Raw genomic sequence first — 25,486 nt, forward strand, 5'->3', positions numbered from 1 at the left:
TTGCCTAAATCACATTTTGGGCTTTTCTCAGCTCAATTCGAGCGACTAGCAGGCCTGAACGGAACTACCTGACGGTGCTTCCTAGCAGGTCCTAGCGGCGCTTCTTCTTCTCGCGGACACGCACCGCGATGCGCACCGGCGAGCCCTCGAAACCGAATTCTTCACGTAGCTTGCGCTCCAGGAAGCGACGGTAGCCATGCTCCAGGAACCCAGTTGTGAACAGTACAATCACCGGCGGGCGCGAGGATGCCTGGGTGGCAAACAGCACGCGCGGCTGGCGGCCACCACGCAGCGGTGGCGGGTTCTGCTGCATAATCGCACGCAACCAAGTGTTCAGGCGACCAGTGGAGATGCGCTTATCCCACGACTCCACGGCCTCCAGCATGGCCGGCTCCAGCTTCTGCACAGCGCGACCAGTCTTGGCGGAGATGTTCACCCGACGAGCCCACGGCACGTGTGCTAGCTGCTCTTCAATTTCGCGCTCGAGCAGATCGCGGCGGTCCTCATCCATGAGGTCCCACTTGTTGTAGGCGACCACAAGTGCGCGACCAGAGTCGAGAATCATGCGCAGCACGCGCTGGTCCTGCTCGGTAATCTGCTCGGAGGCATCGACCAGGAAAATCACGACCTCGGCGTTGTCAATCGTCGAACGAGTACGCAGCGAGGCGTAGAACTCGTGGCCCTTGGCGGTCTTGGTCTTCTTGCGAATACCAGCGGTATCGACGAAGCGCCACAGCGCCTCGTCCATCTGCACCAGCGAGTCCACCGGGTCAACCGTGGTACCGGCCACGTCGCTGACCACTGCGCGATCTTCACCGGAGAGCTTGTTCAGCAGCGAAGACTTGCCCACATTCGGCTTGCCCACCAGCGCCACGCGGCGCGGCCCGGTCGGCAGCGACTTCGCACGCGGCACCTCCGGGAAGGAGGACACCACTTCGTCCATTACGTCGGCATTGCCACGACCGTGAAGGGCCGAGGTTGGGTGCGGCTCGCCGAGCCCGAGGGCCCAGAACTCCGCGACGTCGCCAAGCTGCGAATCCGACTCAAACTTGTTGGCGGCGAGAATAACCGGCTGCTCCGCGCGCTGCAGGCGGCGGGCCATGACCTCTTCCGTGGCGGTGATGCCGACGGTGGTGTCGACGACCATGACAATCACATCGGCGGTCTCCATGGCGGTCTCCGCCTGACGAGCAATCGCCGCATGCATACCCTTGGCGTCCGGGTCCCAGCCGCCGGTGTCCTGCACCCAGAAGCGACGTCCGCCCCATTCACCCAGGTAGGAGATGCGGTCGCGGGTCACGCCCGGGAAGTCTTCGACAACTGCTTCACGACGGCCAATGAACCTGTTAACCATGGTGGACTTACCAACATTCGGTCGTCCCACAATGGCCACGGTCGGAAGAGCTTCTTCCTCCTCGTCGCTCACGCCAAGCGCTGCGAAAGCGTTCTCCAGCTCTTCCCAGTCGGCATCGTCATCGATCTGGCCGGTTTCGGCGCGCTCGATGGCTTCGGAGATGATCGTCTCGTGGTCGGCAATCGTGCGGTCGATGAACTCGTCTGCGCTGGTGTGGCTGCCTGCGGTGCCCGGCGCGTTTTCGCTCTCCACGTTTGCGACCAGGTGTCCGGCGGTGTCGTCCTCGGAGTCGTCGTAAGAGCCCTCGAACTCCTCGTTGTCGACATCGTCCCAGTCCATAGTGGACCCCGGGTAGCCGGCCTCAACGACATCGAGGACGTTTTCCACGACCTCTTCAATGTCCATCTCAGAGGTGTCCAGAATGAACGCGTCCTCGGCTGGCTTCAGCGGAGAGGTCGCACGGTTGCTGTCGAGTTCGTCGCGGCGGATGACGTCGGCAAGCACGGTGTCGAAGTCAGCCTCACGACCAGCAGCGATGTCCTGGTCGTAGCGGCGGCGAGCGCGGACCTCTGCGGAGGCGGTCATGAAGATCTTCGCCGGAACGTCCGGGAGCACGACCGTGCCGATATCGCGGCCTTCCACCACACAGCGCACAGCCGATGCGGCCAGCGAACGCTGGAGTGCGACCAGGTTGGTGCGCACGGCCGGAATCGCGGAGACCGCCGACACGTTGCGGGTGACCTCCGGGCCGCGAATCTCGCCGGAGACATCCTCGCCGTCGAGGAGGACGGCGGTGGAGTTCGGGTCATCGGAGACTTCCAGTGGCAGGGCGGCCGTCGCCTTGGCCACGGCTTCCTCGTCGGTCGGGTCGATGCCCTGGCGCAGCACCCACAGGGTGGCAACGCGGTACATAGCGCCGGTGTCCAGGTACTTTGCACCCAGCTCGGTTGCGACCATCCGAGAGACAGTCGACTTGCCAGTGCCGGAAGGGCCGTCAATGGCAACCAACAGCATGTCGTCAGTGTTCTGCTCGCTCATGTGGGCTCCTTCAGCTCCTTGGTTCTCTTCGTTCTTTTTCACTAGTGCCATTTACAGCCCCACCGCGTTGTAGAGGGAGGTCAGCTCAGCGCGGTTGAGTGCGCGGAGAGCGCCCGGGGTCTGCTCGCCCAGCTGGACAGTGTGAATCTTAGTGCGCACCAGGCGCTCGACCGGGAAGCCCGCAGTCTTGAGCATCCGGCGGACGATGTGCTTGCGGCCCTCGTGCAGCTCGATGCGGACGATAGAGCGGCCCTGCCAGATGTCAATAATCTGCGCCATGTCCGCCTTAGCGATGCCATCATCGAGCTCAATGCCCTTTTCCAGCTCACGCATGACCTTGGCATCGACCTCACCGACAACGGTGGCCATGTAGGTCTTGGTGACCTCGTAACTCGGGTGCATCAGGCGGTTGGCCAGCTCACCATCGTTGGTGAGCAGCAGCAGACCCTCGGTGGGCGCATCCAGTCGTCCCACGTGGAAGAGTCGCTGACCAGCGCTGATCTTCTCACCGATGATGTCGCCCACACACGGGCGGCCCATGTCATCGTGCATGGTCGACTGCACGCCACGCGGCTTGTTCAGGACGAAGTACTGCATGTCCTCATTGACGATGACGCGGGAACCATCAACGCGAATCACAGACGTGTTCGGGTCCACCCGCACGCCCTGCCGCGTCACAATCTTGCCGTCGACCTCGACGCGGCCTTCGTCGATAAGCTTTTCCGCCATACGACGCGACGCCACGCCTGCCTGTGCCAGGACCTTCTGCAGACGTACGCCTTCACCTGCTTCGCTGTGCACGCGCTTGCCCGAGCCGCGGCGGTTGTCGTCCACATGCTGGTGGCGCGCCGGGCGAGCGTTGGATACGTAGATGTCCTTCGCGTGGACGTTGGAGGTCTCCATCTTCGCGCCGCTGTCGCGACGGCTGCGGTTGCGCTGGGCGTTAGTGGAGCCGCGGTTGGATTGATTCTTACGGTTCTTGTGTGCCGGTGTGCCTTCTCGGCGAGCGGGTTTAGCCACTTGACCTACATCCTTTTCAAGCGTTGGAGAATGTTCTGTTTGTTAGAACGTCAGCGCCAGGCGACGCTGTTCTCTCCCCCGTGGGCCCAAAATTGGCCGGTGGAAGCAGGTTAATAAAGAGAATTACAGAGAAAGCCTCGCGCCTTGTCGTCTAGCCACCTTAGCACGTTTTTCGCAAAACGCCAGCTTAACGACGTCCCGCGCGGCCTCCACCTACAACGTCTTTTACAGCGCTGCGGCCCACTCTCGCACGCCCGGCAGCCACTGCGTAGCTTTCGCCACAAACTCCTGCCGGTCCAGCGCGCCAGCTCCCGCCTGCACCGACCCCAGCAGCGGCACCCCGGTGATGCGCGGCAGTTCCTCCAGGTTCGTCTCAATGATCGGGTCGACCTCCGCCGGCAACGAACCGCCCACCAGCGCCGTGACATTGACTCCACGGCCCCGCGCCACCTCGACGGTGAGCTCCGCCTCGTTCAGGCAACCCAGGTCCAACCGCGTCACGACCACCATCTGACTACCCGGCAACAACCCCGCCAGCTCCGGCAGCGCCCAGTCCTCGCCGAGTCGCACCAGCAAGCCGCCCGCACCCTCCACGAGGACAACGCGGTTCGGCCCGTCGATAAGCTTGATCTTCTCCGCGATTTCCGTGGCCTCCGGCAGGCGCATTCCCGCGCGCTGCGCCGCCGCCACCGGCGCCATCGGCTCGGGGTAACGCTCGAAACCATGCAGGTTGTCGATCCCCGTCAGCTCCGCGACAGTGTCCAAATCACCGCCGTCAGGGCCCGGGAAACCGGTCTGAATTGGCTTGACGACGTGCACCTCCTTACCCTCCTCGCGAAGTGCCGCCGCCAGGGCTGCCGTACCGATGGTCTTTCCAATATCGGTACCGGTGCCTGTAACAAGGACGATGCTCATGGTGGTTGGTACTCCTTTTTGGTTGCGCTACTTGCGTTTTTCCTCCGCGGCGACGATGGCGGCGATGGCCTCGCAGATACGGTCGACCTCGTCATTGGTGCTGATGTACGGCGGCATGGTGTACACCAATTTGCCGAATGGCCGCAGCCACACCCCGGCATCGACGGCCGCTGCGGTGGCCAGACCCATGTCCACGGGGCGCTGCATCTCCACGACCCCGATTGCGCCAAGAACCCGCACATCGGCCACGGCATCGCTGCTGGCTAGGGGCTGGAGCTGGTTGCGAAGTCGGGATTCGATGCGCGGGACATCCTCACGCCACTGCCCTTCTGCAATCAGGTCGAGCTGCGCGCAGGCCACGGCACAGGCCAACGGGTTGCCCATGAAGGTCGGGCCGTGCATGATGCCTCCGCCTGCGCCACTGGAAATGGTGCGAGCCACGTCGGCGGTGGTGAGGGTGGCTGCGAAGCTCATAAAGCCGCCGGTCAGCGCCTTGCCGACACACATAATATCCGGCACAATCCCGGCCGCCTGCGTCGTGAACAGGTCACCGGCCCGGCCGAAGCCGGTGGCGATCTCATCCGCAATAAGGAGAATGCCGTGCTTGTCACACAGCTTCCGGAGCCCCACAAGCAGCTCGTGGTCATGGAACCGCATGCCACCAGCGCCTTGGACTACCGGTTCAATAATGATGCCGGCGACGGAGTCGTCGATAAGCGAATCGAAGTGCGCGAGATAGCGTGCGCGTTCCTCCTCGGTTGCGCCGCGGGCGGGTGGTTTGTCGGCGAAGACCTGCGGAGCCCACTGCCCCGTCCACAGCGAATGCATGCCGCCCTCGGGGTCGCAGACGGTCATGGGCGCGCGAGTGTCGCCGTGATAGCCGCCACGCCAAGTGGCCAGGCGGGTGCGCTCGGGATGGCCTTTGGCCTGCTGGTACTGCAGCGCCATTTTGATCGCCACCTCGACAGAGACCGAACCCGAGTCGGAGTAAAAAATGGCATCGAAGCCGGGGCCTGCGAGCTTTAGGAGCTTCTCCGCCAGTTCGATGGCCGGACGGTGTGTGAGTCCGCCGAACATGACATGCGACATCGTGGTGGCCTGCTTCTTCGCGGCTGCGATCAGCTTCGGGTGCGAGTGGCCGTGGCAAGCGGCCCACCAGCTGCTCATGCCGTCGATGAGGGTGCGGCCGTCGGCGAGGTGGAGGTTGACGCCCTCGGCGGACTCGACCAGCTTGGGCGCAACCGGCGACGGGATGGGGCCGTATGGGTGCCAGATGTGGTCGGCGTCGAATTGGGCGAGGTCGGCGATGGCTGGCTGGGTGTGTGGTTGGGCGGGTGGTTGGGAGTGCTGCGGGGTGTGCGACTGGGAGTGCTGCGGGGTGTGCGGCTGGGCGGTTTCCGAGGCTGTCATGATACTCAGCATAATACCTGTACAGCGCCAGACTTGAACGCCGTTCGGGGTTGGTGGTGGAGCTTCTCGCAAGGATTACAGACAGTCTCAGTGACTTTACGACACCCATGTCACCTCGTGGCAGCTGTGGAGGTGGCATGAGGTGACACTCGTGTCGTGAAGTGGACTTAGGGCCTGTGGAAGCGGGCCGAGAGCGGTGCCGACGCCGCCTAGTACAGCCGCCCCGCCTGGCTCCACACTCGTCGGCGACGCATGGCCAACTCGGCCGCCTTACCTGTGATTGTGATGGGCTGCCGCGCGAAGGCGTAGTTTCCGCGATAGCAACTGCCACCATTTGCCAGGTGACGTCGGATTTCTGCGGCCGCTTGCCGCAAGGTGGCTACGGCGGTGCCGTCGAAAAGCTGTGACCAGACGATTCGGATGACATTCAGTCCGAGGTTCTTCAGACGCTTTTCGCGCTCCAGCTCCTTTGCGATTGCCACCTGCGTGTCCGCGACTCCACCGTCGGTGTATTTCATACGGCCGTCGAACTCGACGACCAGCCCAAGTTCGGGCAGGTAGAAGTCCACGCGTGCGATGAAGCCACGATTATCCCGAAAGGAAACCTGCTGGAGCAACGGAGTCCGAGAATCGTTGACAGAAGCTAGCCCCGCCTGGACGATTGCTTCTTTAGTGAGCGATTCCCCAATGCTTTCCGACGACGCTGTCGCTTGCCCCAACAATCTCCTGGCCTGTGCATTTCCCGGAGCACGCGGATATGCAGCCAACGTGGCCAACAGCTCCTCGGTGTCGGTGTGGCGCTGGAGGGCGGCGTCGGCAAGCACTAATGCATTGTGCGGGGTGCGCGAACGGCAGACGTCGATGACGGACTTTGGGACATCGGTGACGAGGCGGCCATCGATTTCTACGATGTCCTCGGGGAGAATCCGGCCGGAGACGCGGATGAGGCGTTTGTGCGGCTGGTACGGGCCATTCGGTGTGCTTCGCGATTGCCCGCGCTTGCGGCCGGAGTTGGCTACCGCGATGGGAGTGTTGTGCGTAAGTAGAGGTAAACCGTGGAGAGCAGCGGCGGCATCGCGGGTGACTACGGTGGCGGTGTCGCGATGGACGAGCGCTTTGATTTCCAGGACGTAGCGTTCGGTGCTGTTTAGGGTGAGCCACCTGTCGACAGGCACGTACGCGCCGTATGCGAGCCACAGGAGGCTGCCGCTTTTGGCCCGCCGGAGGAGATCTCGGTCGGAGTGCTGGCCGATTCGGGAAATTGCGAATGTGCTGGGGCGGGCGCATTCGCGCTGCTGGCCGGTACGGATGATGTCGTCGGCGTCGAAGATCCACTGCGGCATCGGATTGCGCTCCTGAGGTCCAGGCAACTGCTGGCTGGTGGGTGGTGATGTGAGTGTTGGTGAGTGCTACGTTCTCATTTTTGGGCTCACACGGAGGCTCAGAAGGCGTCGATTTGGCGTCGACTGTGGATAGTGTGCAGTTTTCGGGAGTTATCCACAGGGCGTGTGGTGGGTGTGGTGTGTGCGGAGGGGATGCAAAGGCTCGCGGTGAGCTGAGGCGAGCAGCAAACCCAGCCCCAAAATGCGACTTCACGACACCCATGTCACCTCGTGGCAGCTGTGGAGGTGGCATGAGGTGACACGCGTGTCGTGAAGTGGGTTAGCCGATGGAGCGAGCCCCGCAGCCCCGCGGCCCAGCTAGGCCCCCTGTCCAACCGCCCCAGAACCCCACCTAGTCCAACGGCTCGTCGATCAAGTCGACTTCAGGCAGCAGCGGAGCCAAATCAGGCAGCTGGTCCAGCGAATCAATCCCCAAAAGCTCCAGGAACAGCGTCGTCGTAACGTACAAATGCGCGCCGGTTGCCGGGTCCTCTCCGGACTCCGCAATCAGACCGCGCGCGACCAGCGTGCGCATCACCCCATCGACATTGACACCGCGTACACCGGAGACCTGCGCACGCGTGGCCGGCTGTCGGTAAGCCACCACTGCCAGCGTCTCCATAGCTGCACGTGAGAGCTTCGACTGCGAGCCATCCAGCAAGAATCGCTCCACCGCGCTGGCGTGCGCGGGAGCCGTGTAGAAGCGCCAGCCCTCATCCGTTTCACGCAGCTCAATGCCGCTGCGACGTGCACGGTATTCGTACTCGATCTCGCGAAGCACGTCACGGACATCACTTGCGGAAACATCCAGCGCCCGCGCCATATCCTCCGCCGCCACCGGCGTATCGACTACCAGCAGAATCGACTCCACGCCTGCTCGCAACGGGTCAATGGGCGGCAATTGCGCCGAAGAAGCAGACACGGGCTCCACGGCCTGCTCGGATGGTGCGGAACTGGTTTCGCTCATGCGCGTCAGATTACGCAACCTCCCGCGCCGGGCGCTAATTGGCCGGGCGCTAATCAGCTGTTAGCGCCAGCCCAACCAAGCCCACGCCCGACCAAGCCCACGCCCGACCAAGCCCACGCCCAACAGCCAAGTCCCAACAGCCCAGCCCCAACAGCCAGCCCCAACGCAGCCCAGCCACCTACTCCCAGTTCGCCGCCGCCACGACGGCCGGGTCCACGTCCAGTCCGGTCCAGGCCACGTGGATTTCCTCCAGCGCTTCCTCCTGCTCCACACCGATCGCTTTGGCTCGGTAGAGCTCCAGTAGCGCCAGGAACCGCCCAACAACCTCCATGGACACACGGCACTCCGAGGTCAGCTGCGTAAACGTCAACCAGGTCCCCTCGCCGGCCAGCCGCAGCGAGTCCAGAATCTTGCCCGCCTGCTCCGGCACTGACACGGGCACACCGTGAATGTGCCCGACACCGACTTCCTCCGGCGGCTTCGGCCGCATCACGACGGCCGCAAACTCGGCGAACTCCCCAAGCGTCATGCCCAGGCGCACGGGCGGCAGCAGCTCCTCGAACTGCTTGTCCGGCCCCACAGCTCGCGGATAGCGCCGCGGCGCGGTCTTCTGCCACTCCTCGAATTGGTCGGCTACCTTGCCATACGCCTGGTATTGCAGCAGTCGGGCGAACAGCAGGTCGCGCGCTTCTAGCAGTTCGAGGTCTTCTTCGCTGTCGACGTCGCCACGCGGCAGAAGTCGTGCGGTCTTGAGGTCGAGCAGCGTCGCTGCCACGACGAGGAATTCGGTGATTTCGTCGAGGTCGCTGACTGCGTCGAGGCTGCGCGTGTACGAGATGAACTCGTCGGTCACCGCCGCCAGCGCGACCTCGGTGACGTCCATCTTTTTGCTGCTGATGAGCTGCAGCAGCAGGTCGAAAGGCCCGTTGAAGTTTGCGAGCGCGACGCGGAAGCCGGTGATCTCTTCCTGCACGCCCTCGCTTGACGACGGTTCGGGAGTGTAACTATCCGGGGAAGTCACCTATTATTTGCGGCCTTTGCGCTCGATGACCTCGCGGGCCAGGTTGCGGTACTGTGCCGCAGCTGGGGTGTTTGGCGCCCAGGTGGTGATGGGCTCGCCGGCGACTGAGGTTTCCGGGAAGCGGACGGTACGGGTGATGACCGTGTCGAAGACCTTGTCGCCGAAGACCTCGATGAGGCGCTCCATGACTTCCTTGGCGTGGCGCGTGCGGCGGTCGAACATGGTGACCAGGATGCCGGAGACTTCCAGGTTGAAGTTCAGGCGGTCGCGGACCTTGGCCACCGTGTCGGTGAGCAGTGCCAGACCGCGCAGGGAGAAGTACTCCGCCACCATCGGGATGATGACGCCCTCGGAGATGGTCAGCGCATTGACGGTCAACAGGCCTAGCGACGGCTGGCAGTCAATGATGATGAAGTCGTAGTCATTCATCACTGGGCGCAGCGCGCGTCCGAGGGCCTGTTCGCGGCCGACTTCGTTAACAAGCTGAATCTCCGCAGCCGACAGGTCAATGTTGGCCGGAACGAGGTCCAGGCCGGAGACCTTGGTGTGGTGGATGGCATCGCGGACATCGGTGGTGTCGTCGACGATGAGGTTGTAGACCGTCAGGTCGAGTTCCTCATGGGGAACACCAAGACCGGCGGATAGTGCGCCTTGCGGATCCAAGTCAACGAGCAGGACTTTACGACCGAACTCTGCCAGCGCCGCACCCAGGTTAATGGTCGAGGTGGTCTTACCCACGCCGCCCTTCTGGTTACACATTGCCAGGATGACTGCGGGGCCGTGACTGTTCAGGGGTGCGGGTTCCGGCAGCTCACGTGCCGGACGACCGGTGAGACCGAGTTCAACTCGATCGGCCTCAAACAACCCTTCTTCTGCCACAGTCAATCCCTCTTCCTTGAAGATTTCTCATCAATTCTACTGCGCGATATATTACCGCCACATATTACCGCGAGTATTCAGCCCGTGGGTGAGCCCCCGCCCAGACTCGTCGCATATTCTCCGCGGTAATCATGGTGTAAATCTGAGTCGTCGTCACCGAGGCGTGCCCAAGCAGCTCCTGGACAACACGCACATCGGCACCGCCCTCGATGAGATGTGTGCCGAAACTGTGCCGCAGGGTGTGCGGGGAAATTTTCACCTTCAACCCGGCGCGCTCACCCAGCTCCGCCAGCGTATTTCCCGCCGACTGCCGAGACAGCCTGCGCCCCAGCGAGTTAATAAACAGTGCCGGCCCGGAGTTCGCCCGCACCCAGCTCGGCCGCCCGCGCGTCAGCCACGCATCCAGCGCCGCCATAGCCGGCGATCCCACGGGCACGATGCGCTCCTTGCCGCCCTTACCGCGCAGCAACACGAGGTTGGTTTCGCGATCCACGTCATCGATATCCAGGCCGGTGACCTCGGAAACGCGCGCACCGGTCGAGTACAAAAACTCCACCAGTGCACGGTTGCGCAAATCCGTCACGTCGGCGGTCTCATCGTCGGGGATGGACTCGATAAGCCGGGTGACCTCATCAATGCTGAGTGCCTTCGGATACCGAGAGGGCTGCTTCGGCGGCGCCACCCGCTTGGCGACATCCACATCCAACGCGCCCTCACCCACCGCGAACTTGTGGAAACTCCGCACGGCCGACAGCGACCGCGTCACCGAGGTCGGGGCCAGCGCTGGCCTTCCCGCCGACTTATCTCCCCGCGCGAGATACGCCAGGAACTCTGACACATCCTGCTCGGTGACCTGTGCCAATCGCGTACGCCCAATCTCCCGCAGATAGGTGCGGTACTTCTCCAAGTCGCGCTTATAACTGGCGAGCGTATTCGCCGACAGGCCCTTTTCCACCGCGAGGTAGGTGACGAAGGCGTCGACAAGCGGATCGATCGAACTCATCGGATACGTTTCAGGTCCGCGCCGGCGCCGAGCTGCTCTGTTCGACGCTTCGCCAGGGCCGTCGGTCGAATGTCGAACGGCTCCGCGACCGAGCGCGGCGTCGCACCCCTCAGCAGCACCTCCGCCACCAGCAGAATGCCGGACAGCGCGATGCCGTTGAGGACCTCTCCGCGCAGCGCCATCGCCACCGCCTCATCCACCGGAACCCACGACGCAGTCATGTCCGCTTCCTCATCGTGGGCTTCCGGCTTATCGACGGCACGGAGCCCCCTGGCCAGATAGATCCGGACCGCTTCCTCTGCGAACCCGGGCGAGCTGAACATATCGGTAAGCAGGGACCAGGACTCAGCCTCCAGTCCGGCTTCCTCGACCAGCTCGCGTTTGGCGGCCTCCAGCGGGTCCTCGTCCGCGACATCGAGAAGCCCGGCCGGCAACTCCACCAGGCGCTGTCCCGCTGCCTGCCGCCACTGATTGAGCAGGTAGAGGCGGTTATCCTCATCCGCGACAACGACTGCGACAGCTCCGAAGTGCTCCACAATCTCGCGGGCGGACACATTTCCACCCGGCATTCGCACCTGGTCGCGGCGGACCGCGATAATAGGTGCTTCGAGAACAATCTCGGAATCAACAACGTCAAATTGGTGCGCCATGAGCTTCACTCTAATAGGTAGGCCGGATTCGCCCTCGCGGAGTCAGGGCTAGTTGCGCTTGAGGGCTGCGGCGATGAGGCCGTCGAAAAGCGGATGGGCGTTGGTGGGGCGTGACTTCAGCTCCGGGTGCGCCTGCGTGGCCACGAGGTATGGGTGCACGTCCGTGGGGTATTCGACGAATTCGACGAGCTTGCCGTCCGGCGAGGTGCCCGAGATGACCAGGCCTGCCTCTTCGAGCTGGGCTCGGTAGGCGTTGTTGACCTCGTACCGGTGGCGGTGGCGCTCGGTGACATCGGTGGTGCCGTAGAGGCCGGCGACAACGGAGTCTTCGGCGAGCTTCGCCGGGTAGGAGCCCAGGCGCATGGATCCGCCCAGGTCAGCCTCACCGGAGACGGCCTGCAGCTGCTCCTCCATCGTGGCGATGACCGGCTCGGTCGCGTTCTCGTCGAATTCGGTGGAAGATGCGCCCTCAACGCCTGCGGTGCGCGCCGCCTCAATGACGACACACTGCATGCCCAGGCAGATTCCCAGCAGTGGCGTGCCGGTCTGCTTGGCGTAACGGATGGTCGCGATCTTGCCTTCGATGCCGCGCCCGCCGAAGCCGCCGGGAATGACGATCGCGTCCACGCCGGCCATGTTTTGCTTCAGCCCCTCGGGGGTTTCGCAGTCATCGGACGCGACCCAACGGATGTTCGCCTTCACGCGGTGAGCAAAACCGGCGGCACGCACAGCTTCCGCGACGGACAGGTAGGCGTCCGGCAGGTCAATGTACTTGCCGACGAGCGCCACCGTGACCTCGCCCTTCGGGTTGTGGACGCGCTCGAGCAGGTCTCCCCACACGGCCCAATCCATGTCGCGGAACGGCAGGTTCAGGCGGCGGATGATGAAGGTGTCCAGGTGCTCGTCGTAGAGGACCTTCGGGATGTCGTAGATGCTCGGCGCATCCGGGCAGGACACCACGCCCTCGCGGTCGATGTCGCACATCAGCGCAATCTTGTTTTTGAGGGAGTCAGGGACGTCGCGGTCGCATCGCAAAACGACGGCATCGGGAACCAGACCAATCGAGCGAAGCTCAGCCACCGAGTGCTGGGTGGGCTTGGTCTTCAGTTCCTTGGACGGGCCGAGGTACGGGACCAGCGACACGTGCAGGTAGAAGACGTTTTCGCGGCCGACGTCGTGACGCACTTGCCGCGCGGCTTCCAGGAAGGGCTGCGATTCGATATCGCCGACGGTGCCGCCGATTTCGGTGATGACCACGTCGGGCTTTTCGCCGTTTGCGTCGGCATTGCCCATCGCGACGATGCGGGATTTGATCTCGTCGGTGATGTGCGGGATGACCTGGACTGTCTGGCCGAGGAATTCGCCGCGGCGCTCCTTGGCGATGACCGAGGAATAGACCTTGCCGGTGGTGACATTGCCGCCGGCGGAGAGGTTGCGGTCGAGGAAGCGCTCGTAGTGACCGAGGTCAAGGTCGGTTTCTGCACCGTCTTCGGTGACGAAAACCTCGCCGTGCTGGAAGGGGTTCATGGTGCCAGGATCCACGTTGAGGTAGGGATCGAGCTTTTGCATAGTCACTTTGAGACCACGCGAGGTGAGCAGGCGGCCGAGCGATGCCGCAGTTAAGCCTTTGCCGAGGGAGGAGGCCACGCCTCCTGTAACGATGATGTATTTCGTAACCACGGGACTTCAGAATATCGCTTGCGCGGGTGTGAACGCAAGCGACTTTTCATAATGGCGGATACCTATTTCATATTTGGGTAACTTTTGCGGAGCCGCGCCCCATCCGCCAGTAAGAACGCAGCGGCAAATGCGAACTACGCGATACTCTCGAAAATCATGGTCGCCTGGATGCGGTCACCACCCATCAGCCCTTTACTGCCAGAAGAAGCAGTAGTAATCGTGTGCAGCCGAAACCCCTGCGAAGCCTTGTCGTTGATTACCCGCTCAAGCTCCGTCAAGTTAGCCGAGCCGGTACCGATGAACTTCTCCTTCAGAACCACCTGAAGAACTTCATAGTGTGGCATCTTCCGCCCTCCATCAAGATAATTTTTCAATATTGCATGCAAAACAATACTCGGGCGGATGCATAAACGCGATCACGTCGTTACCCTCGGGGCTATGACTGATCTAACAAATAAGACCATTGCAGTTTTGGCCACTGACGGATTCGAGGACTCCGAGCTGACTAGCCCGGCTGAGGCCGTGAAGGATGCCGGTGCGACCGTGCACGTTATCTCCACGGAGGAAGGCTCCATTGAGGGCAAGAATGGCACGAAGGTGGACGTCGATAAGCTCACCAGCAGCGTTTCTGCTGATGATTACGATGCTCTGATTCTGCCGGGCGGCACCGTGAATGCTGACCAGATCCGCATCGATAAGGATGCTGTGGCCCTGGTGAAGGGATTCGCCGCAGCCAATAAGCCGATTGGCGTGATTTGCCACGGCGGTTGGATTCTCACCGACGCGGATGCACTGAAGGGCCGCACGATTACTTCCTACATCAGCGTCAAGACCGACCTGGTGAACGCTGGCGCCAACTGGGTCGATGAGGAAGTTGTCGTTGATGGCAACCTGATTTCCTCCCGCACCCCGGCTGACCTTGAGGCTTTCAACAAGGCGCTAGTAGAGAACTTCTAACCCACTCGCCTGCCTCAAGACTCATCAAAGGAGGGCTGTTGCCATGACTTCGTATTGGGATAATCCAAAGTCACTGTGGGATCAGATTCCACAAAATGATCAGGAAGATGTTTCCGCGCAGCAGCCCTCCGCTCCTGAGCAACCTCCCGCACCTAAACAGCTTCCGCCACAGCAGGGGCGCTACCAGGGATTGCTCTCGCACACCAACATCGTTATCCAGCAGATCCGAAACTTCATGGCGGATGATTTCGACATCCTGGATACCGAGGGCAATTGCATCGGCAAGATTGAAACTACTGGCGGCACGCTGAGCCGCATGTTTATGGGCTCTCGTCGTCTGACAGTGTCCGAACCAGACGGCACTCCGGTATTCGTTATTACCGATCCGACCGATTTCGCCCTTGACAGCTACGAGGTCTACTACCCCGACCCGCAGGCAACAAGCCCTGAGGGCAAGCAGCAGGTCGGAGCAGACTCATCGCGCCTATTGGCAACTATTCAGCAGAAGTTTGCGTTCTTTAAGCGGCGACTGGAGATTTCTATCCCCGGTTTTGCCAATTGCGAGGTCGACGGCGACGTTTGGCATTACGACGCGACCTTCAACATCAATGACATCGAAGTTGCACAGATGTCACGCAAGTGGTCGGGTTTTACAAATATGCTAACCGGCAATGAGCGCTATGTACTGCAGCTCAAGGATGATTTGCCGCCACAGCTACGCGCGGCCATTATTGGTGCCGCCATTGCCCTCGATTTGATGGCGAAAAAGGCGCGTTCCGACAGCTAGTGACTGCTGCCGACAACGCGCCCTGACTCTTTCCGGCTCTGACTACCGGCTACTGTCGCACTCGAGACTATCGCTACCGGGATCCCGCAGCCCCAGCGATGCGTCCGTCGATTTCCGTGATGCCGTCAGAAACGGCATTGACATGTTCTGGGCGAACATTGGCATTGTCATTGATGCCGCCTTCCACAACGGCGGTTACCGGTACACATGGAACCTCAACGTTGCGCCCCAGCGCATTAGCTACCAGCGCAATTGCCCGTGGCGAGAAAGTTAGTCCGATGTGGCCCGACAGGTCCGCAGAGCACCCATCCTGCAGCAGAATGTTGTTGGACGTTGGTGCCTGCCACTGGCTTGCAGCCATTGGAGTGACGGCTTCATCAACCTGGGTAGAAATTGCAACATAGTTGACACCCGGCTGCTCCAAGCCGCCCTCATTCATCTTGGCCATGAACTCGCTATGCTGCAGCAGATCCACCAGGCTCGGGCTGACAATGTACCCAGCAGCCTTATTGCCAGCATTGTCGAACTGGTCGAGCTGCTCCAAACCATAGGAGATACCGAGCAGCGATGTGCCGTGCAGGACGCCCGCCAGGGACACTACCGTGCCTATACCCCGGCCCTGCTCCTGCTTGGCGTAAGCGGCAGCCAAGGTGCCACCAGCAGAGTGACCAACAATATCGACGGCGGTAGCACCAGTTTCAGCCTTGAGGGTGTCAATCTTTGCAGTCAGCTCAGCCAAAGCGGTGTCGAGCGGGGTCATGTTGCGCATGGTTGGAATAGAGCCCAGCACCGAAAACTCGTCAGGACCTAGCTTGCCGACGTTAAATGCGTACAGACACTTACCCATTGCCTTTAGCTCCGGTGCCATGCGCGCATAGGTCTGGTACGAGTTCGAGTTCATCCCGTGAATCATGACCACCGGATTCTCTCCAGGAGCAGGAACACAGTGCACATTTGTGCCCTCTGGACTGATGTTTTCCGTCATCCCCTGATTGACCATGACGGTGGGGAAATCATTTGCCTTTGGGCCCCACTCGCCCATTTCGGTCCAGGACAGGACCTGATCATTACCAGTTGCCGAAGCCGGTGCGGCAGCCGCGATAGGAGCCGCTGCCATAGCGACACCAGCTGCAGCTACCAGTGCCGTAGCTGACCGTGCCAGCTTCGAAAATGCTCGATGAGTGCCCATGATTACTCCTTGCGTAGAGCAGTGAATAGTAAAACGGTTCCAATAAGAACTACGGCATGGGCAAGAGCAAAAAATTACAGGTTATGAATCGCTATCGTACTCTGAAAGACGGCCGATTAAAGCCCCTAAATAGGGTTAATAAAATGTGAACTAAATATAACTATAATACTATCCACCTCCAGCTCTGCAGGCTTTTCAAGTGATATCGCTCATAGGCCAAAACAGGCCGCACTTTCGTTGCAATGCCACAGAATCACTGCCGATACCTAAATCGCCGGTGAGGCTAAACGTCTACTCCACGATTATTTCGAACAGCCAGCGCTACGTTCGCTCGATGCCACCAGCCCAGAAAGCAGCACAGAATCGACGACACAATCCACTACCAAGACTCCTAACCCGTCAATACCCCCGACCCGGACAACGGAAAGCCCCGGGCCCACTGGTTACACCGGCGCCCCCACTGGTGAGCCGACAGCTATAAACAAAACAATTTCGCATTGTGCGAAATCCTCGCAGGAACTCTACGAACAAGGCACCACCTGGTTTACCGGCGGTACCTCCGGCTGGACACAGTATTGCGCCAACAATTTCTATGACGGCCCTTCCACGAGCACCGCCCCGGCGCCTCAGAACAACGAGCCATCCCCGTGGGTTCAAGGCCAAATCGACTGGGCTGATTGCCTGAACTCTGGCCATTCCGAGGAAGAGTGTCGCGCGATGTTGAATTAAGAAGCCGCTGCCGCCTTCGCCGAAAAGCACTCGCAGCGGCAGCTTCGCCAATTCAATTCATAGCCACCACCGCCCCCAAGAAAATCCCCACAAGCTCCTACCGCACGCCCTCCCCAGCCTGCAGCGAGATCGGTGACGCATTGCCCCGCGCCGTCGCCACCGAGAAGTTCGCCTTACTTGCTAGGTAGCGGTCATCGGAGGCCTCAATCGACACTCCGTCCAGCGTGAATGCACGGCGCCGGACACGCAGCAAAGGCGCGTCTACCTGGATCTTCAGCAGTGCAGCATCCAGGTACCACCACGGGGCTCTCCAGCTCGGAAAATCCGCGCTGCCAGGCGAGGAGGGGTGTGGCTTACCTCTTGCGTTGGCGTGTACCTCGTGGGGGTGTCCTTGGTGGTACCATCTTTAATAATGACTTTATGGGTCGCATTGAGCATTAATGTCTGACTGTGGAACTGCGCTGAGAGGGGTTGATGTGGACGACAAAGCGGAGAAGACAACGATGGACTTCTATAACATGTCGGACTTCCTGCGTGGTCAGTCGTCGAAGATCATCACGAAGCTATCCGAAGAAGATGAGGCGGCTTTCGTGCTTAAGAACGGCAGACCGATGGCGGTGCTCATCTCAATCGATAGGTACGAGCGGCTGATGAAGGCCGGGATCGACATCACCGAGTACTAGAAGGCTTCTACGAGGGATATTTAATGGCAGTGAAAAAGACAGAACTCTACTCCCTATTGTGGGAAGCGGCTAACAAGCTTCGTGGAGGTGTTGAGCCCGCCCGCTACAAGGACTATGTGCTTACCCTGCTGTTCTTCAAGTACGTGTCCGACCGGTACAAGGGTCAGCGCTACGGCGATTTCATCGTGGAAGAAGGTGCATCGTTTGATGACCTGATTGCCGCAAAGGGCAAGAAGGATATCGGTGAGCGCGTCGACAAGATTCTGTCCGCTTTCATGGAAGAGAATCAGCTCCAAGGCTCTCTGCCAGAGGTTTCGTTCAACAACGAGGACGAACTTGGGCGAGGCAAGGAGCTCGTAGATAAGGTCACTGGCCTGATCGCGGTCTTTGAAAACCCGGCAATTGATTTCAAGACCAACCGCGCGAGTGGCGATGACATCATCGGCGACGCCTACGAGTACTTCATGATGAAGTTCGCTCAGGAATCAGGCAAGAGTAAAGGCCAGTTCTACACGCCTTCCGAGGTGTCACAGATCATGGCAAGGCTTGTGGGCATTGCCCACATCGGGCCACGGCAGGGTCGCCCGTGGACGCTGTACGACCCAGCAGCTGGCAGCGGCTCCCTGTTGATCCGGGCAGCGGACGAGGCCCCAGTGAACCGCCAAGGCAATGCAATGGTGTCGATTTACGGCCAGGAGAAAGACAATGCAACGGCGGGTTTAGCGAAGATGAACTTGGTGCTTCACCAGAAGGGCACCGGTGAGATTAAAACGCACTCGACGCTGACGTCTCCCCAATACCTTGACGAATACGGTCAGTTGCGCAAGTTCGACTTTATTGTGATGAACCCACCGTTCTCTGATAAGTCTTGGTCTGACGGGATTACGCCTGAGAACGATGTTTTCCACCGGTTCGATGGGTATGGGATACCGCCCGAAAAGAACGGCGACTGGGCCTGGTTCCTTCACGTGCTGAAGTCGTTGACCGAAGATGGCAAGGCCGCCATCATCATGCCGCACGGCATCCTGTTCCGAGGCAACGCCGAAGAGACGATTCGCAAGCAAGTCCTGGCACGTAAGTACATCACCGGAATTGTTAGCCTGCCAGCGAACCTGTTTTACGGTACCGGTATTCCCGCGTGCATCGTCGTAGTCGACAAGGAGAACGCTGACAATCATGAGGGCATCTTCATGATCGATGCCAGCCAAGGCTTCAAGAAGGACGGCAACAAGAACCGCCTGCGGGAGCAAGATATCGAACGAATCGTCCAGACCTATAATCTGCGCCGTGAGGTTGACGGTTACTCTCGCATGGTCAGCTACGAGGAGATTCTCGAAGACAACGGTGGCAATCTCAACGTTCCGCGCTATATTCAACGCCCGAGCACCGAGCTACCACAGGACATTGCCGCGCATCTGCAAGGAGGCATCCCAGCTGGAGACCTCGACTCACTGGCCGCTCTCTGGAAGGTGGCACCAAACCTGAAACAGCGCGTGTTCGCTCAACAAGATTCAGGCCGGTTCACGCTGCTGTTCACTCCGGACGAACTGGCAACACGAATCACGGCGGACGAAATGCTCATCGCGCAAGAGATCGTCGAAGTCAGCGACATGCTGGCTTCCTGGGCTGAAGCGTGTGCCAAGCCTGCCCTGCTCGGGGTGAACCGTGATACCCACCCTCGCCTGATGATCCGCGAGGCTGGTGAAGAACTCCTAGACCATTATGCCGATGCGAAGGTTCTTGATCCATACGACGTGTTCGACGTTGTCATGAACTACTGGAATGCACGCCTCCAAGATGACGTGTACATCATCAAGGCCTCCGGTTTCTTAGCTGGCCGTGAGGTGGAGTACGACTACAAGCAGAAGAAGGCCGAAGACGGGCAGAAAACTGATACCGGGAAGATTAAAGGGTTCGAGGGGCTGCTGATTCCCGCTGCCATCATCGAGGCTGAATACTTCCCGATGGAACAGGAACAGCTCGCCGAGCTCGACCACACCTTGCTTGGCATCGAAGCTGACTTGGAGAGCCTCTTAGAGGAGCAGCCCGAAGAAGATAACCCGTTCGCTGAAGTCCTCAGCTCCACCGGGAAGGTCTTGGAGAAGGAACTCAACGCCAGGCTCAAGGCTCTCGACGACATGAAGCGATCGTCCCAGCTTGACGTCCTGAACGAGCTGATTGACACGTTCACGCAGAAGAACATGAACCGCGTCGACCGACTGCTCGAGCAACACCCGGATATCGCCGCACTGAATCTGTACGGCAAGACCGGCAAACCAATCAAGACGAAGCTCAAGAAAGCACGACAGGAACTGTCGAGATCCGCACCGGTGCCAGAAGCCTACCAAGACGAATATGAGGCTCTCGCCGGTTATCGAGACAGGTTGGATCAAGTCAAGGCTTTGAGGAAACAGGCCAAGGCTGCCCGTGACGAGCTCGACAAGAAGGTCATCGCCCGGTACGGCACGCTCACTGAGGACGAGATCAAGCATCTGTTGTTTGATCGTAAATGGATGCCTCACCTGCAATCGGAGATCTCCAGCATCTTCGACCAACAGGTTGCTTCCCACGCCGCACGAATCACTGACATCGCGCGACGCTACGAACGTACCCTGCCCGAGATTGAGGCCGCCGTGGAGCGCTCCCGTGCCAGCGTGACGAGCAGCCTGGAAAGTATGGGCTACACATGGTGATGGTTCCAAAAAGGTGGCATAAATGCATGGTCGCCGATGTGGCGGAAGTAGCAAGGGGTGCTTCTCCTCGGCCAATTGAGAATTACCTGACTCCTAATGCAAGGGGCATTAACTGGATAAAAATTGGCGACGCGCCTATCAATGGGAATCGAATCCGCCACACAGCTGAGCGTATTACTCCTGAAGGAGCACTGAAGTCAGTTTTTGTTCGGACAGGGGACTTAATCCTATCGAATTCTATGAGCTTTGGACGCCCCTACGTCGCGGAAATTGATGGTTGCATCCATGACGGGTGGCTTAAGCTCTCTAGTTTTTCCCGTTGCGCTGACAGGGAGTTTCTCGTATATCTGCTCAGCTCAAGAGCCATAATTAGCCAATATGAATCGCTTGCAGCTGGCAGTGGAGTGAAAAACCTGAACAAAGAAGTCGTCAGCAAAGTAGTCTTATTGCTACCGCAGCTGGCTGAACAGCGGGCGATTGCTGACGTGTTGTCTGGGTTTGATGAGCACCTGGCGAACCTGGATGAGCTGATTGCGAAGAAGAAGGCGATCCGTGACGGCGCGCTTGAGGAACTTGTAACAGGGCGCACACGGATAGCCGACTATCGAGATCCGTGGGTCAAAATCAGATTTGAAGAAGCGATTCAGCCTAAAGCCCGTATCGGCTGGCAGGGACTAAAAGCTGAAGAGTATTTGCCTATGGGATACAGCTATCTCATAGGTGGTACGGATTTTGATTCTGGCACTATCGCCTTTGACAGCATCAGCTTCGTTAGCAGTGAACGCTACGAGTTGGATCCCTATATTCAGGTTAGGCCCGGCGACGTCTTGGTGACCAAAGATGGAACGATAGGGAAAATTGCTCGGGTTCCGCAGCTCAACAAGCCAGCAACTCTTAATAGCGGGGTCTTCGTGTTTAGACCGAATGTAGGGCTTAGTAGAGAGTTTCTTTACTGGGTTCTAATGTCTCCCGTGTTTGAACGTTTTATTGACACTCTGGCTGCTGGATCCACCATCAAACACCTGTACCAAAAAGATCTCAAGGATTTCACTTTCATGGCTCCGCCCTCTTTATCAGAACAAACGGCACTAGCGGAGATTCTTTTTGGTGTTAGCGAAGAGATTCGCCTGCTTGAGGAGGAGCGGGCGAAGGTTGAACGCTTGAAGTTGGGCGCGATGGATGATTTGTTGACGGGGCGCCTGCGCCTACCGATTGAGGAGAGAACGGCATGAGCGTTGTAGTGAGTAGTGAGTTTCACGCACAGAAGCGGCTGATCAAGGATTGCCTAATTCATGATCTGGGCTACGAATACATCGGAAACCTGCATGATCTATACAACAAGCCGGTCGATGAAGCTCGCCTAAGTGCCTACTTGTACAGCCGGGGCTACCCCAAGGTCGGCGTCGTGAAGGCAGTCAAGGAGCTCAAGGATCTGTCAGAGGATCGGGTCTCTTCCCTCTATGACCTGAATAAGAGGATTTATTCGCTTCTGCGCTACGGCATCACCTATCGTGAGCCTGGGCAAAAGGATAAGCGGCTTCACTACATCGACTGGGAACAGCCCGAGCTCAATCACTTCGCGATCGCTGAAGAGGTCACGGTTCGTTACACGACCGGTAAGAAGTCTAAACGACCTGACATCGTGTTATATGTGAACGGGATTGCTCTTGGCATGTTCGAGTTGAAGAAGTCTTGCGTAGAGGCTTCCCAAGGCATTCGCCAGCTGATCACGAACCAAAAACCTGAATATATTTCTGGGTTCTTCACCACTCAGCAGCTTTTGTTTGCCGGTAATGAGGCTCAAGGTCTCTTCTACGGAACTATCGAAACACCGGAGAAATTCTATCTCCAGTGGCGCGAGGATCCCAAGGCCTCTGACGAAGCATCCATTGGGGTACGCCGTCTACACGACCAGACCAAGAATCCCTTGCAACATGGCGTTATCTCGTTGTGCGAGAAGCGCCGCCTGCTTCAGATCATCCACGACTTCATCATTTTCGATGCCGGAATCAAGAAGGTTCCCCGGCCCAATCAATTCTTTGCCAACCTGGCAGCCCGCCCCTTCATCGAGCGCGGTGAAGGCGGCATCATCTGGAACACGCAGGGCTCGGGAAAATCGCTGATCATGGCCTGGCTGGCCAAGTGGATCATCGAGCACATCGACGATTCTCGGGTGGTAATCATCACTGACCGCGATGAACTGGACAAGCAGATCCGGGACCTGTTCTTTGACATCGGAGAGAAGATTCGCCGCGCTACCAGCGGCGCTGATCTGCGAGAGATCCTGAACAAGTCAGAGGAAAGGGTCGTGTGTTCTCTGATCCACAAGTATGGCCACAGCGCAGGCAAGGACTCGGACATTGAAGCATATCGGCGAGAGCTGCTGGACAGTCTGCCGTTAGGCTACCAGGCGAAGGGCCATATCGTCGCGTTCATCGATGAGGCGCACCGCACCAATTCAGGGAAGCTACACGAGGCAGTTCGGCAACTCATGCCCGGCGCGACACTCATCGGTTTTACGGGCACGCCATTGTTGAAGCGAGACAAAAAGACCACTTTAGAGATCTTCGGTCCTTACATTCATACCTACAAGTTCAACGAAGGTGTTGCTGACGGCGTTGTTCTCGATCTGCGCTATGAGGCACGTGACGTTGATCAAGAGCTGTCCAATGAAACAAAGGTTGACCAGTGGTTCGACAGCCGCACTGCTGGACTGACCGAGACGGCAAAAGACAAGCTGAAAGCGTCGTGGTCAACACTGAACAAACTCTATTCGTCAAAGGATCGCCTGCAGAAGATAGTTTCCGACGTCATCTTCGACATGCAGACCAAGCCGCGCCTCAAACAAGACCGTGGCACTGCCATGCTCGTCGCAGGTAGCATCTACCAAGCGTGCCGTTACTGGGAATTGTTCCAGATGAGCGGCTTCAAGCGCTGTGCTGTCGTTACCTCATACGAGCCGACCGACGCATCTGTTCGAACCGCTTCGACTGATCCCGATCAGGAAAGCGAGGACGAGTACAAAAAGCGCATCTACGAGCGCATGCTCGATGGCAAATCAGTTAAGGACTTCGAGGACGAGGCAAAGCGCCTGTTCAAGAACGAACCTGCACGTATGAAGCTGTTGATCGTTGTCGATAAGCTTCTTACTGGTTTTGATGCACCTAGTGCTACCTACTTGTACGTCGACAAGTCCATGCGCGATCACGACCTGTTCCAAGCAATTTGTCGCGTGAACCGTCCTGATGACCCGTCCAAGGACTATGGCTACATCGTGGACTACAAGGACTTGTTCCGCTCCGTGCAGTCTGCGTTCGTAGACTACACGAGCGAAGCTTTCGATGGTTTTGCTCCTGAAGATGTGGAAGGGCTGATCAAGCAGCGTGCTCTTGAGGCGAAGGCCAAAATGGAAGGTGCGCGGGATTCGCTAAACCAGCTTCTATCTGAAGTTCCTGCTCCGCGTGATGATGCTGCGCATATTCAGTTCTTCTGCGAGCCTCCTGCTGCCGAGGATGAAGCCGACGCTGACTCCCGCAAGCGCACTACCTTCTACGGCTTGGTCTCGGCGCTGACACGTTCGTTTGCAGATTGTGCTGACCGCCTTGTTGAAGACTTCGATTACACGGCACGAGATGTCGCGCAGATTCGGGCGGATGTTCATAACTACAACCAATTGAAAGATGCTGTCATGCTGGCCGCCCAAGACTGGATCGATCTGCGTAGTTACCAAGAGGACATGCGATTCATCTTGGACACATACGTCACCGCCCAAGACACCACTCTCATCTCCAAGCTGGATGACACCCCGTTAGTAGAGCTGCTGCTCAACAACACCTCAACCACTCCAGTCAATTCGATCGTGAATACTGTCACGGGCGACGACAACGCCAAGGCAGAGATCATTGATGCGAACCTGACCAGCGAAATCATCCGAAAAATGCCAATCAACAAGGCGTATTTCGGCAAAATGTCTGAGCTATTGAAGAGGATCATTGACGAGCGCCGTCTCGGCGCACTGTCGTATGCCGAATACTTGCGTCAAGTCACTGAACTCGCTCGACGCGTTCATAACCCGGAGGAAACCGAGAACTACCCAGAACAAATCAAGGATACACAAGCAGGTCGAGCATTGTATGACTTCGCCTGTGAACAAGACTCACTTGACGGAGTTAACCTAGGTGACCTTGCATTTGACCTTCATTACGGAATCATCGAATCTCTCGAGGATGGCTGGTTGGCAAACAGGCAGAAGCAACAGCGCATTAAACAAGCCATTGCCGTAACTTTGAGGGAATATAGGTGCCCAGCAGATCAGATTGACATTCTTGTCGACCTGGTCTACGAAATGGCAACTAGGCAGGAAGAATACTTCGATGACTAAAGGGAAGCTTCAAGTCGGGAATGTTCCCGTGACGGTGCTTCGCAAACAAAACCTGAAGAATGTGTACCTGCGAATTCTCCCCCCAGATGGCCAGGTTACCGTGAGTGCGCCGTCATACGTAACGAACGCAGAGCTTTCCAACTTCCTCTTATCAAAGCTCCCTGACATCTATATGCAGCAAGAACGGATGCGATCGCAACCGCGACAAACCGAACGAACCTATGTCTCTGGCGAAGCCCACTACCTCTGGGGCAAGCCGTACCGTCTGCAAGTGGTCTACGAAGGAACACGTGCATCGGTCTCGAAACGGGCTAGCAAGCTAGTTATGACAGTTCCGGAGGGCTACACGGTCGAACAACGTGAGCGCGTCCTGACGGAATGGTACAGAGGTGAGCTTCGTCGAGTGCTTCAATCTGCTACTCGGCGTTGCACGGAAGTTACCGGTATAGAAGCTGACGATTTTCGGATCAAGAACATGAAAACACGTTGGGGAACCTGCAATGTTGCCCGACGCCGCATTTGGGTGAACCTGCAATTGGTGAAGAAGCCACCTGAATGTCTCGATTACGTACTTATCCACGAACTAGTCCATCTGGTTGAAGCAAACCACACCCACCGATTTCATGAGCTGGTGGAAAAGTACTGCCCTACTTGGCGAGAAGCTGACAAGGCCTTGAAAGAGATGCCGTTGGATTACATCAACGAAGGAGAAACACCGGTTGCCGACAGTGAAGCGTAGTCACTCTGA

The 25,486-nt window shown here is 58.8% G+C and carries 21 protein-coding genes; 7 read left to right on the top strand and 14 right to left on the bottom strand.

The features are described 5' to 3' along the window. Positions 1–91: 91 nt before the first annotated feature. The 12 genes from der to HMPREF2820_RS03030 all read right to left on the bottom strand — a co-directional run bounded on the left by der (position 92) and on the right by HMPREF2820_RS03030 (position 13,663). The gene (gene der / locus HMPREF2820_RS02975; protein WP_049193559.1) at positions 92–2,392 is read right to left on the bottom strand and encodes a bifunctional cytidylate kinase/GTPase Der; all 2,301 of its coding nucleotides are present in this window, start codon (positions 2,390–2,392) and stop codon (positions 92–94) included. 51 nt (positions 2,393–2,443) lie between these two features. Then, complete coding sequence (locus tag HMPREF2820_RS02980) at positions 2,444–3,295, bottom strand: pseudouridine synthase (protein WP_083308409.1); 852 nt, start codon at positions 3,293–3,295, stop codon at positions 2,444–2,446. Positions 3,296–3,637: 342 nt separating this feature from the next. Then, positions 3,638–4,327 carry a dethiobiotin synthase gene (gene bioD / locus HMPREF2820_RS02985; RefSeq protein ID WP_048734005.1) on the bottom strand — a complete coding sequence of 230 codons (690 nt, stop codon included), beginning with the start codon at positions 4,325–4,327 and terminating at the stop codon, positions 3,638–3,640. Between the two features lie 27 nt (positions 4,328–4,354). Next, positions 4,355–5,737: an adenosylmethionine--8-amino-7-oxononanoate transaminase gene (locus HMPREF2820_RS02990; RefSeq protein WP_246822194.1), complete on the bottom strand. Its 1,383-nt coding sequence runs from the start codon at positions 5,735–5,737 to the stop codon at positions 4,355–4,357. 209 nt (positions 5,738–5,946) lie between these two features. After that, positions 5,947–7,080, bottom strand: a complete 1,134-nt coding sequence (locus tag HMPREF2820_RS02995) for a PDDEXK family nuclease (RefSeq protein ID WP_070602679.1) — start codon at positions 7,078–7,080, stop codon at positions 5,947–5,949. A 391-nt stretch (positions 7,081–7,471) separates the two neighbouring features. Next, positions 7,472–8,086, bottom strand: a complete 615-nt coding sequence (gene scpB, locus HMPREF2820_RS03000) for an SMC-Scp complex subunit ScpB (RefSeq protein WP_049189939.1) — start codon at positions 8,084–8,086, stop codon at positions 7,472–7,474. 178 nt (positions 8,087–8,264) lie between these two features. After that, the gene (locus HMPREF2820_RS03005) at positions 8,265–9,107 is read right to left on the bottom strand and encodes a segregation and condensation protein A (RefSeq protein WP_172954612.1); all 843 of its coding nucleotides are present in this window, start codon (positions 9,105–9,107) and stop codon (positions 8,265–8,267) included. Positions 9,108–9,110: 3 nt separating this feature from the next. Continuing rightward, positions 9,111–9,986, bottom strand: coding sequence for a ParA family protein (locus HMPREF2820_RS03010; protein ID WP_049189940.1), 876 nt, complete (start codon positions 9,984–9,986; stop codon positions 9,111–9,113). Positions 9,987–10,050: 64 nt separating this feature from the next. Further along, the gene (locus HMPREF2820_RS03015) at positions 10,051–10,989 is read right to left on the bottom strand and encodes a site-specific tyrosine recombinase XerD (protein WP_070602681.1); all 939 of its coding nucleotides are present in this window, start codon (positions 10,987–10,989) and stop codon (positions 10,051–10,053) included. Further along, on the bottom strand, positions 10,986–11,639 hold the full coding sequence (locus HMPREF2820_RS03020; RefSeq protein ID WP_070602683.1) for an NUDIX domain-containing protein: 654 nt from the start codon (positions 11,637–11,639) through the stop codon (positions 10,986–10,988). The genes HMPREF2820_RS03015 and HMPREF2820_RS03020 overlap by 4 nt, the downstream gene beginning before the upstream one ends. 48 nt (positions 11,640–11,687) lie before the next feature. Further along, the gene (locus tag HMPREF2820_RS03025; protein WP_070602685.1) at positions 11,688–13,319 is read right to left on the bottom strand and encodes a CTP synthase; all 1,632 of its coding nucleotides are present in this window, start codon (positions 13,317–13,319) and stop codon (positions 11,688–11,690) included. Positions 13,320–13,453: 134 nt separating this feature from the next. Beyond that, positions 13,454–13,663: a DUF4177 domain-containing protein gene (locus HMPREF2820_RS03030; RefSeq protein ID WP_070602687.1), complete on the bottom strand. Its 210-nt coding sequence runs from the start codon at positions 13,661–13,663 to the stop codon at positions 13,454–13,456. Between the two features lie 94 nt (positions 13,664–13,757). On the opposite strand from HMPREF2820_RS03030, the gene HMPREF2820_RS03035 reads away from it, so the two are divergent. After that, entirely contained in the window at positions 13,758–14,276 is a 519-nt protein-coding gene (locus HMPREF2820_RS03035) for a type 1 glutamine amidotransferase domain-containing protein (RefSeq protein ID WP_070602749.1), read from the top strand. A gap of 43 nt (positions 14,277–14,319) precedes the next feature. Continuing rightward, positions 14,320–15,063 (top strand): LURP-one-related/scramblase family protein, encoded by a 744-nt coding sequence (locus HMPREF2820_RS03040; RefSeq protein WP_070602689.1) that lies wholly within the window; start codon positions 14,320–14,322, stop codon positions 15,061–15,063. A 73-nt stretch (positions 15,064–15,136) separates the two neighbouring features. Here the strand turns inward: HMPREF2820_RS03040 and HMPREF2820_RS03045 are convergent, their stop codons facing one another. Both HMPREF2820_RS03045 and HMPREF2820_RS10625 read right to left on the bottom strand, forming a co-directional pair. Further along, positions 15,137–16,252: an esterase/lipase family protein gene (locus HMPREF2820_RS03045; RefSeq protein ID WP_070602691.1), complete on the bottom strand. Its 1,116-nt coding sequence runs from the start codon at positions 16,250–16,252 to the stop codon at positions 15,137–15,139. Between the two features lie 826 nt (positions 16,253–17,078). Continuing rightward, positions 17,079–17,234 (bottom strand): hypothetical protein, encoded by a 156-nt coding sequence (locus HMPREF2820_RS10625; RefSeq protein WP_210398696.1) that lies wholly within the window; start codon positions 17,232–17,234, stop codon positions 17,079–17,081. A gap of 223 nt (positions 17,235–17,457) precedes the next feature. Between HMPREF2820_RS10625 and HMPREF2820_RS03050 the strand changes: the two genes are divergently transcribed. From HMPREF2820_RS03050 to HMPREF2820_RS03070, 5 genes are read left to right on the top strand one after another with little or no spacing between them, the layout of a single operon-like run. Then, positions 17,458–17,664: a type II toxin-antitoxin system Phd/YefM family antitoxin gene (locus tag HMPREF2820_RS03050; RefSeq protein WP_210398697.1), complete on the top strand. Its 207-nt coding sequence runs from the start codon at positions 17,458–17,460 to the stop codon at positions 17,662–17,664. A gap of 23 nt (positions 17,665–17,687) precedes the next feature. Next, entirely contained in the window at positions 17,688–20,357 is a 2,670-nt protein-coding gene (locus HMPREF2820_RS03055; protein ID WP_070602695.1) for a type I restriction-modification system subunit M, read from the top strand. Then, complete coding sequence (locus HMPREF2820_RS03060; RefSeq protein ID WP_256375235.1) at positions 20,357–21,589, top strand: restriction endonuclease subunit S; 1,233 nt, start codon at positions 20,357–20,359, stop codon at positions 21,587–21,589. Before HMPREF2820_RS03055 ends, HMPREF2820_RS03060 begins: the two co-directional genes overlap by 1 nt. After that, positions 21,586–24,738 (top strand): type I restriction endonuclease subunit R, encoded by a 3,153-nt coding sequence (locus HMPREF2820_RS03065; protein WP_070602697.1) that lies wholly within the window; start codon positions 21,586–21,588, stop codon positions 24,736–24,738. The genes HMPREF2820_RS03060 and HMPREF2820_RS03065 overlap by 4 nt, the downstream gene beginning before the upstream one ends. Continuing rightward, positions 24,731–25,477, top strand: coding sequence for a M48 family metallopeptidase (locus HMPREF2820_RS03070; RefSeq protein ID WP_070602699.1), 747 nt, complete (start codon positions 24,731–24,733; stop codon positions 25,475–25,477). Before HMPREF2820_RS03065 ends, HMPREF2820_RS03070 begins: the two co-directional genes overlap by 8 nt. Positions 25,478–25,486: the final 9 nt, after the last annotated feature.

Origin of the sequence: Corynebacterium sp. HMSC064E08 (genome assembly GCF_001811805.1) — a bacterium.
Lineage (GTDB): Bacteria > Actinomycetota > Actinomycetes > Mycobacteriales > Mycobacteriaceae > Corynebacterium > Corynebacterium jeikeium_D.

What these genes read in the sequence shown, in the direction of transcription:
- HMPREF2820_RS03045 (WP_070602691.1), bottom strand. Translation starts at nt 16,252, where the DNA reads ATGGGCACTCATCGAGCATTTTCGAAGCTGGCACGGTCAGCTACGGCA.
- bioD (WP_048734005.1), bottom strand. Translation starts at nt 4,327, where the DNA reads ATGAGCATCGTCCTTGTTACAGGCACCGGTACCGATATTGGAAAGACC.
- der (WP_049193559.1), bottom strand. Translation starts at nt 2,392, where the DNA reads ATGAGCGAGCAGAACACTGACGACATGCTGTTGGTTGCCATTGACGGC.
- HMPREF2820_RS02990 (WP_246822194.1), bottom strand. Translation starts at nt 5,737, where the DNA reads ATGACAGCCTCGGAAACCGCCCAGCCGCACACCCCGCAGCACTCCCAG.
- HMPREF2820_RS03030 (WP_070602687.1), bottom strand. Translation starts at nt 13,663, where the DNA reads ATGCCACACTATGAAGTTCTTCAGGTGGTTCTGAAGGAGAAGTTCATC.
- scpB (WP_049189939.1), bottom strand. Translation starts at nt 8,086, where the DNA reads ATGAGCGAAACCAGTTCCGCACCATCCGAGCAGGCCGTGGAGCCCGTG.
- HMPREF2820_RS03035 (WP_070602749.1), top strand. Translation starts at nt 13,758, where the DNA reads ATGACTGATCTAACAAATAAGACCATTGCAGTTTTGGCCACTGACGGA.
- HMPREF2820_RS03040 (WP_070602689.1), top strand. Translation starts at nt 14,320, where the DNA reads ATGACTTCGTATTGGGATAATCCAAAGTCACTGTGGGATCAGATTCCA.
- HMPREF2820_RS02995 (WP_070602679.1), bottom strand. Translation starts at nt 7,080, where the DNA reads ATGCCGCAGTGGATCTTCGACGCCGACGACATCATCCGTACCGGCCAG.
- HMPREF2820_RS03070 (WP_070602699.1), top strand. Translation starts at nt 24,731, where the DNA reads ATGACTAAAGGGAAGCTTCAAGTCGGGAATGTTCCCGTGACGGTGCTT.
- HMPREF2820_RS03065 (WP_070602697.1), top strand. Translation starts at nt 21,586, where the DNA reads ATGAGCGTTGTAGTGAGTAGTGAGTTTCACGCACAGAAGCGGCTGATC.
- HMPREF2820_RS03055 (WP_070602695.1), top strand. Translation starts at nt 17,688, where the DNA reads ATGGCAGTGAAAAAGACAGAACTCTACTCCCTATTGTGGGAAGCGGCT.
- HMPREF2820_RS03015 (WP_070602681.1), bottom strand. Translation starts at nt 10,989, where the DNA reads ATGAGTTCGATCGATCCGCTTGTCGACGCCTTCGTCACCTACCTCGCG.
- HMPREF2820_RS03060 (WP_256375235.1), top strand. Translation starts at nt 20,357, where the DNA reads ATGGTTCCAAAAAGGTGGCATAAATGCATGGTCGCCGATGTGGCGGAA.
- HMPREF2820_RS03020 (WP_070602683.1), bottom strand. Translation starts at nt 11,639, where the DNA reads ATGGCGCACCAATTTGACGTTGTTGATTCCGAGATTGTTCTCGAAGCA.
- HMPREF2820_RS02980 (WP_083308409.1), bottom strand. Translation starts at nt 3,295, where the DNA reads ATGGAGACCTCCAACGTCCACGCGAAGGACATCTACGTATCCAACGCT.